Here is a 7989-nt window from a genome sequence, read left to right as displayed (position 1 = left end):
CCGCCGATGCGGCCGCCAAGGCGGCGGCGGATGCCGCTGCCAAAGCCGCCGCCGATGCCGCCGCCAAGGCCGCTGCGGACGCCGCCGCCGCGCAGAGCCAGCAGAACCAGCCGGTGGCGCAGGCGCTCAACTCGACCGTCAACATCATCAACAGCGCGGTCAACAGCAGCCAGGGCGGTCCGTCGTCCGGCGGCAGTGCCGGCACGGGCGGCACCGGCGGCAACTCGCAGCCGGAAAAACCGGTCGAGGAAAAGAACGCCAACGGCGGCGGCAAGACCGGCGTGGCATCGACCGAGCCAGTCAAGAAAATGTATTGCAACTAATGCCAGACAGAAATCCAACACTTGCCTGCGTTGTGGCAAAAACGCCACGCAGGCAAGTGTTGCCGTGCTAGCATCGAAGAGACTGTCCAATCCATGGGTTTACAACATGAAATATAAGATTACGCGCCTGCTCGCAGGGTCACTTCTCGCCGTTGCTGTGGCATCGGCATGGGGAGCGGACGCGGCGGATGACGGTGTCATCCGTTTTGAAATTACGCGCTTCGACGTCAAGGGCAACACCTTGCTGCCGCAGGCGGACATCGACGCCGTGCTGGCCTCGTACAGCGGCAAGCAGCGCGACTTCGGCTACGTGCAGCGCGCGCTGGAGGCGCTGGAAGCCAAGTACCACGAACGCGGCTACAACGTGGTCACCATCGAACTGCCGGAGCAGGAGTTGAACGGCGGTGTGGTGACGCTGCGCGTGGTGGAAACCAAGATCGGCCGCGTGACGGTCAGGAACAACCAGTATTTCGACGAAGCGAACATCCGCCGCAGCCTGCCGGCCTTGCAGCCGGGCCGCTCGCCGGACCTGAAGGCGGTCTCGGCCAACCTGAAGCAGGGCAACGAGAATCCGTCCAAGCAGGTGACGATGAAGCTGCAAAGCGGCGAGGTGGCCGACGAGGTCGACGCCGTGCTGGACGTGAAGGACGAGTCGCCGTGGAAGGTCATGGCCAACGCCGACAACACCGGCACCGAGGCGACCGGCAAGACCCACGTCGGCGTGATCCTGCAAAACGCCAACCTGTTCGGCCGCGACCATCTGGCCTCGCTGCAGTACACCACCTCGGCCGAGGAGCCGGGCCGCGTCAAGGTGTATGGCGCCGGCTACCATATTCCGCTGTATGAGTCGGGCGACTCGCTGGACTTCTTCGCCAGCTATTCCAACGTCGATTCCGGTACCGTCAGCGCCGGCGCGCTGAACCTGGCCGTCAGCGGCAAGGGCGCGGTGTACGGCGTCCGCTACAACCAGGCGCTGGCCCGGCGCGGCGAGGTCGAATCCAAGCTGTCCTACGGCGTCGATGTGAAAGCCTTCAAGAACAGCGTGCTGTTCGATTCCACCGAGCTGGGCAACAACGTCACCGTGCATCCGGTCAGCCTTAGCTACCAGATCGGCGCGCCGATCAAGATGGGCGACGTGGGCGGCCAGATCACGCTGCTGCGCAATCTCTCCGGCGGCTCGAACGGCGGCCAGGATGCCTTCGCGCTGGCGCGCGTCGGCGCCAAGGCCGACTACACCATCTTGCGCTTCGGCGGCAGCATCACGCGCGCGCTGGAGAACCAGTGGCAATTGCGCGCCATCGTCAACGGCCAGTACACCAGCGACGCGCTGATTCCCGGCGAGCAGTTCGGCGCCGGCGGCGCGACCTCGGTGCGCGGCTTCATCGAGCGCGAAATCTCCAACGATTCCGGCGTCAGCCTCAACCTGGAGGCGTACACGCCCAACCTGTGCGCGCGCGCCGGCTGGAACTGCCGCCTGCTGGGTTTCTACGACAGCGCCTACGTCAGCCGCAACAAGGCGCAACCGGGCGAGATCGACAGCACCACCATCGCCAGCGCCGGCGTCGGCGCGCGCTTCGTGCTGTCCACCTATGTCAACCTGCAACTGGATTACGGCCATGTCACCAAAGCCGGCGCTACCACCCGCGCCGACGCCAATCGCCTGCACGTGCGTTTGGGTCTGGCCTACTGATCACTAGAAGATAAAACATGAATCTGCAAACTCCTTTTAATTTGCGCCGCAAAGCGCTGGCTGTGGTGGTGGCGGCCGCGTTCAGCAGTGCGCAGGCCAGCCCTGTCGCGCCGACCGTGGTGCACGGCATGGCCACCTTCAACCAGCAGGGCAGCCTGTATTCGATTACCAATACGCCGAACACCATCATCGACTGGCGCAGCTTCTCGATCGCGCCGGGCGAGATCACCCGCTTCATCCAGCAGAGCAGCGACAGCCGGGTGCTGAACCGCATCACCGGACAGGATCCGAGCCAGATCCTCGGCTCGCTGCAATCGAACGGCAAGGTGTTCCTGATTAATCCGAACGGCATCGTGTTTGGCGCCGGTGCGCGCGTGGACGTCAACGGCCTGGTGGCGTCGAGTCTGAATATGTCCAACGCCGATTTCCTGGCCGGCAAAAACAACTTCGACGGCGCCGCCAATGCTGGCAAGGTCAGCAACCAGGGCACGATCACTACGCCGTCCGGCGGGCAGATCTTCCTGATTGCGCCGGCGGTGGAAAACAGCGGCGTCATCTCCTCGCCCAATGGCGACGTGGTGCTGGCTGCCGGCCACAGCGTGCAGCTGTTCGACTCGAAAGATCCGAATGTGCAGGTGGTGGTGTCGTCGCCGGCCGATCAGGCGCTGAACCTGGGCAGCATCGTCGCGGCCGGTGGCCGTGTCGGCGTATTTGGCGCGCTGGTCAATCAGCGTGGCGTGATCAACGCCAACAGCGCGGTGCGCGGCGAGAATGGCGCCATCGTCCTCAAGGCCAGCGACACGACCTTGCTGGAGCAGGGCAGCGTGACCAGCGCCAGCGGCAGCAACCTGAACACCGGCGGCGACATCATGTTGCTCGGCAAGCAAGTCGGCCTGACCGGCAACGCGCTGGTGGACGCCAGCGGCGCGGCCGGCGGCGGCAAGGTGCTGGTCGGCGGCGATTACCAGGGCAAGAACGCGGCGGTGCTCAACGCCCGTTCCACCTACGTGGGCAAGGACGTGGTCATCAGCGCCGATGCCACCCAACGCGGCAATGGCGGCACCGTGGTGGTGTGGAGCCAGGACGCGACCCGCATGTACGGCGTCTTGTCGGCGCGCGGCGGCGCGGCGGCCGGCGACGGCGGCCAGGTGGAAACATCGGCCAACTATCTGGACGTGGCCGGCGCGCGCGTGAATACGAGCGCGGCGCAAGGCAGAACCGGCAGCTGGCTGCTGGACCCTTACGACATCACCGTGGTGTCCGGTGACGGCGGCAGCATCACGCCGGCCGACATCCTGTTCGACGGCGGCGTGGCGACCGATACCACGCAGATCGGCGCCGATCTGTTCTCCAACGCCACCACCAGTATCGTGCTGCAGGCCAAGCATGACATCAACTTCAGCAGCGACATCAGCAATACCCACAGCAACGTCAATCTGACGGCGCAGGCCGGCAATGACATCAAGGTCAACAACCAGCTGTACATGAACGGTAACATCACGCTGACCGCCAACGATGGGGCCAGCGGCAGCGCCACCGGTATGGGCGGCATCACCATCGCCTCGCTTGAAAGCACGGATGTGGTGCGCAGCGGCGGCCATGCGCTGGCTATGCAGGGCAGCTACATCACCATCAACGGCTACGTGAACGTGGGCGCCGGTAGCATGGATGCGCGCGCCAATGTGGCCGACGGCTATATCACGGTGGGCAGCAGCGGCGCTGTGTCCAGTACCATCGGCAGCGAGGCGCTGATCTCCTTTATCTCCGACAACATCAACCTGAACGGCGCGCAAGGCAGCATCGGCAGCCGTACCGGCGCCTACGACACGGTGTCGTTCGGTACTTACAGCGCCAATCGCGGCATCACCTTCGGCGGCACATCGGCCGGCACGCTGGGACTGACGGCGAACGGGCTGAAATCGGTTGCGGCCGGCAACCTGGTCGTTGGCGACAGCGGGGCGGGCAGCATCACGTCGGGGGGCAATGTGAGCCTGGCCTCGGTGGGCAACCTGCTGTTTGAGAGTAATGGCGACATCACGCTCAATCATGCGCTGGGCGGCGCCGGCACGCTACGCGCCAGCGTGGACGGCAGCGGCACGCTGACCTTGGGCAGCAATGCCGTGATCAGTGCCACTTCCGTATCGCTGATCGGCAACAAGATGGCGCTGGGCGGCACGACCACGGCGCAGACCATCAATGTGGATACGTATGGCGCCAGTACCGGCATCAGCCTCGGCGCCGAGACGTCCAACTCACTCAGCCTGGTTGACGCGGAATTGAATTCCCTGCATTCCGGCGTGCTGAACATCGGCAAGAATGCCGAGTACCAGGGCATGCTGGCGATTGCCGGTCCGGTGGACCTGAGGGGCGGCACTGCGGCCTCGACGGCGCTGAACCTGCGTGGCAATGCGGTTGCCGTCGCGGGCGCGCTGAAGGTGGCAGGCGCGTTGAACGTGGAGGCGACGAACGGCGCCATCTCCAGCGGCGGTTCGCTGACCGCGAATGCGCTGACGCTGAGCGCCACCGGTGGCATCGGTGGCGGCAAGGCGCTGGCGACCAGCGTGTCCGAGCTGACGGCGGTGAATACGGCCGGCAACGGCTCCACGGCGGACATCAACATCGCCAACACCAACAACACGGCGCATTCGTCCATCATGACGGTGCACAAGGCGCAGCAGGTGGATGCGGGCGGCGGCAATGCCGGCGCGGTCATCATCGACAACACCGGCGGCATGACCATCGCCGGGGTCTCGCCGGACGGCGTGCAGACCAGCTCGGGGTCGATCACGCTGCAGACGCATAGCCCGCTGGTGATTGATGGGACGGTGTCTTCGTTGTCCGGCAATATTACGCTGGCGGCGGGGACGGGCTACGATGCCAGCAACTCGATTACGATCGGCGGCAACGGCAGCGTCAGCTCGTCCAGCGGCCATGTGACGGCGACTGCAAGCTCCTTCTTGAATAACGGCACCATCTCGGATGTGAATGGCGTGGTCGTGCCGGTGATTGTGCCGACGCCCACTCCAACGCCTACTCCAACACCGACACCAACGCCAACGCCGACACCAACGCCAACGCCGACACCAACGCCAACGCCGACACCAACGCCAACGCCAACGCCAACGCCAACGCCAACGCCAACGCCTACTCCGACGCCGACGCCAACGCCAACGCCAACGCCGACGCCGACGCCGACGCCGACGCCAACGCCAACGCCGACGCCGACGCCAACGCCAACGCCTACTCCGACGCCGACACCAACGCCGACGCCGACGCCGACGCCAACGCCAACGCCCACGCCGCCGCCATCGGCGGACATCTGCACCATCGCGCCGAATTCGGCGCTGTGCCAGGTGCTGTCGCCGCCGACCGCGGCGGAGCCGGTCAAGCCGGTCCAGCAGGCGTCCACCGAGGTGATCAAGACGCTGGCGACCAGCGACGCCACGCCGGGCGGCACCTCGTCCGGCGGCTCGACTTCGGGCGGCACGTCCACCTCGTCGACGCCTGGCGACGACAAGAAGACCGACAAAGTAGCAGCAACCAATGACAAGACCGGAACGCAAAATGAAGCAACTAAAAAACTCTACTGCAATTAAAGCGTGGCTGGCGTTGCTGCTGTTCTGGGTGGCCGGCGCCAGTTGGGCGGCCCAGGTGGCGGGCACCATCGTGCAATTGAGCGGTCCATTGATGGCCAAGCGGTCCGACGGTGCGGTGCGCATCCTGTCGATGAAGTCCGAGGTGGAAAGCGGCGACACGCTGGTGACCGAGAAGAACACCTACGCCATGGTCAAGTTCATCGACAACAGCGAGATTACGCTGAAACCGTCGACCACCTTCAAGGTGGAGAACTTCTCCTACGACGCCGACAAGCCGGACGGCGACGCGGCCTCGTTCAACCTGGTCAAGGGCGGCCTGCGTTCGGTGACCGGCCTGCTGGGCAAGCGCAACAAGGAAAAGTTCTCGATGAAGACGCCAAGCGCGACCATCGGCATTCGCGGCACCACTTTCATCGCGGAATGGGTGGAGCCGAGCGAGCAGGCTGTCGCGCAGGCCGCCGCCGCGCGCCAGGCGTGGCTGATGGCCAGCACCGCCGGCCTGGGCGACAGCTACCCAGTGCAGCCGCTGATGCTCGCGCAAGCCAATATTCCACCGCTGCCGGGCAATTCCGGCAGGTTGGCGCCCGGGCTCTACGTGCAGGTGATCGACGGCCTGATCAATTTGACAAATAAGGGCGGCAGCCTGAATTTCGCGGCGGGCCAGTTCGGCTTCACGCCGACCATCGCCCAGCCGCCGGTGATCGTGCCGCAGAATCCGGGTATGCAGTTCACACCGCCACCGGTATTCAATGCGCCAACCGGCCAGACCACGCCCGGCAACACGGCAACCAAGTCGAATACGGTGGATTGCGAAGTCCGCTAAAAAAACCTTGACCTTCCAATCGTGGGATACTTGATGCTGTAGTCAGTGAAAACAGCATTGGGTGTCCCATGAATCAGCAAGCGATCAAAATTGAAGGCATGAGCTGCGCCTCCTGCGTCGGCAGGGTGGAGCGGGTGCTGGCGGCTGTGCCGGGCGTCGACAAGGTCAGTGTCAATCTGGCAACCGAGATGGCGCGGGTGGAATCGGCCGGACCGGTCGATTTCGCCGCGCTGGCGCAGGCGGTGGACAAGGCGGGCTATCAGGCCTCGCTGCCACCGCCGGAGCCGGGCGTGGCGCCGGCTGTCGGCGCATCCGCTGCCTTGGCCGATGGCGTTGCGCCGGCCAGGCGTGGCTTCATCGCCACTTTTACGCCGTCCGGTGGCCTTGCGGTCCTGCTGGCCGCGCTGTTTTCCCTGCCTTTGGTGCTTCCCATGCTGCTCGAACTGGCCGGTGTCCACTGGATGCTGGACGGCCGCCTGCAATGGTTGCTCGCCACGCCGGTGCAATTCTGGCTCGGCGCGCGCTTCTATCGCGCCGGATGGCTGGCCGCGCGCGCGCGCAGCGGCAATATGGACTTGCTGGTGGCGCTTGGCACCAGCGCCGCCTATGGACTGAGCGTCTACCAGCTGCTGTCGGCCGGCGTCATGCCGCACCTGTATTTTGAAGCGTCGGCGGTGGTGATCACGCTGGTCCTGCTGGGCAAATGGCTGGAGGCGCGCGCCAAGCGCCAGACCGCGCAGGCCATCCGCGCGCTGCAAACGCTGCGGCCTGAATCGGCGCGTGTGCGGCGTGGCGGGCAGGATGTCGATGTCGCCATCGGTGAGGTGCGGGTGGGCGACATCATCGTCGTGCGTCCCGGCGAGCGTATTGCCGCCGATGGTGTGGTGACCGAAGGCGCCAGCCACGTCGACGAAGCGCTGATCACCGGCGAAAGCCTGCCGGTGGCGCGGCATGCCGGCGAGCGCGTGACAGGTGGCGCCATCAATGGCGAAGGGCTGCTGCTGGTGCGCGTGAACGCGGTCGGTGCCGAGAGCACGCTTTCAAGGATTATTCGCCTGGTGGAGGACGCGCAGGCGGCCAAGGCGCCGGTGCAGCATCTGGTGGACCGCGTCAGCGCGGTGTTCGTGCCGGTGGTGCTGGTGCTGGCGCTGCTGACCTTCGCCGGCTGGTGGCTGGTTGGCGGCGACGCCGAGCAGGCCATCATCAATGCGGTGGCGGTACTGGTGATTGCGTGTCCGTGTGCGCTAGGGCTGGCGACGCCGGCCGCCATCATGGCCGGCACCGGCGTGGCCGCGCGCTACGGCATCTTGATCAAGGATGCGGAGGCGCTGGAGCTGGCGCACCGCATCACCACCGTGGCCTTCGACAAAACCGGCACGCTGACGGAAGGGCAGCCGTCGCTGGCCGTGCTGGCGCCGGCGCCGGAGGTCGACGAAGCGCGCCTGCTGCAACTTGCCGCCGCCGTCCAGCGCGGCAGCGAACATGCATTGGCCCGCGCGGTGCAGCAAGCTGCCGATGCCGCCGCCCGCGCCGCCTTGGCGCCGGCCTCCGCCGATG

General features: G+C 65.7%; 4 protein-coding genes and 1 pseudogene. All 5 read left to right on the top strand.

Translation table 11 applies throughout. The features are described from left to right. Nucleotides 1-323 (top strand): annotated as a pseudogene (locus tag GJ695_RS28990) (hypothetical protein); the annotation flags it as partial. A 106-nt stretch (nucleotides 324-429) separates the two neighbouring features. Beyond that, nucleotides 430-2013, top strand: coding sequence for a ShlB/FhaC/HecB family hemolysin secretion/activation protein (locus GJ695_RS28985; RefSeq protein WP_154370552.1), 1584 nt, complete (start codon nucleotides 430-432; stop codon nucleotides 2011-2013). Between the two features lie 17 nt (nucleotides 2014-2030). Then, nucleotides 2031-5609, top strand: a complete 3579-nt coding sequence (locus GJ695_RS29900) for a two-partner secretion domain-containing protein (protein ID WP_208023369.1) — start codon at nucleotides 2031-2033, stop codon at nucleotides 5607-5609. Further along, the gene (locus GJ695_RS28970; protein ID WP_154370551.1) at nucleotides 5578-6432 is read left to right on the top strand and encodes a FecR family protein; all 855 of its coding nucleotides are present in this window, start codon (nucleotides 5578-5580) and stop codon (nucleotides 6430-6432) included. Before GJ695_RS29900 ends, GJ695_RS28970 begins: the two co-directional genes overlap by 32 nt. Before the next feature lie 68 nt (nucleotides 6433-6500). Further along, nucleotides 6501-7989 (top strand): heavy metal translocating P-type ATPase (locus tag GJ695_RS28965; RefSeq protein WP_229261306.1); only part of this gene is annotated, 1489 nt, incomplete at its 3' end.

The sequence above is a fragment of the Duganella alba genome (assembly GCF_009674495.1).
GTDB classification, from domain to species: domain Bacteria; phylum Pseudomonadota; class Gammaproteobacteria; order Burkholderiales; family Burkholderiaceae_D; genus Rugamonas; species Rugamonas alba.
This window is presented reverse-complemented; position numbering and strand designations above follow the sequence as displayed.

What these genes read in the sequence shown, in the direction of transcription:
- GJ695_RS28985 (WP_154370552.1), top strand. Translation starts at nt 430, where the DNA reads ATGAAATATAAGATTACGCGCCTGCTCGCAGGGTCACTTCTCGCCGTT.
- GJ695_RS29900 (WP_208023369.1), top strand. Translation starts at nt 2,031, where the DNA reads ATGAATCTGCAAACTCCTTTTAATTTGCGCCGCAAAGCGCTGGCTGTG.
- GJ695_RS28970 (WP_154370551.1), top strand. Translation starts at nt 5,578, where the DNA reads ATGAAGCAACTAAAAAACTCTACTGCAATTAAAGCGTGGCTGGCGTTG.